This is a genomic window from Paenarthrobacter aurescens (assembly GCF_025421775.1).
Lineage (GTDB): Bacteria > Actinomycetota > Actinomycetes > Actinomycetales > Micrococcaceae > Arthrobacter > Arthrobacter aurescens_B.
In genome coordinates this window covers 1-264 of sequence record NZ_JAOEFX010000366.1, presented here as the reverse complement: position 1 = coordinate 264, position 264 = coordinate 1, and the positions used below count along the sequence as shown (strand labels likewise).

General features: G+C 57.2%; 1 rRNA gene. It reads left to right on the top strand.

Annotated elements, in window-relative coordinates:
• Window positions 1-264: ribosomal RNA gene (locus N7568_RS23990) — 16S ribosomal RNA — on the top strand; the annotation flags it as partial.

Genomic DNA, 264 nt, shown 5'->3' with positions numbered 1-264 from the left:
AGGAGGAAGACCGATGGCGTAGGCAGGTCTCTGGGCTGTAACTGACTCTGAGGAGCGAAAGCATGGGGAGCGAACAGGATTAGATACCCTGGTAGTCCATGCCGTAAACGTTTGGCACTAGGTGTGGGGGACATTCCACGTTTTCCGCGCCGTAGCTAACGCATTAAGTGCCCCGCCAGGGGAGTACGGCCGCACGGCTAAAACTCAAAGGAATTGACGGGGGCCCGCACAAGCGGCGGAGCATGCGGATTAAGTCTATGCAAC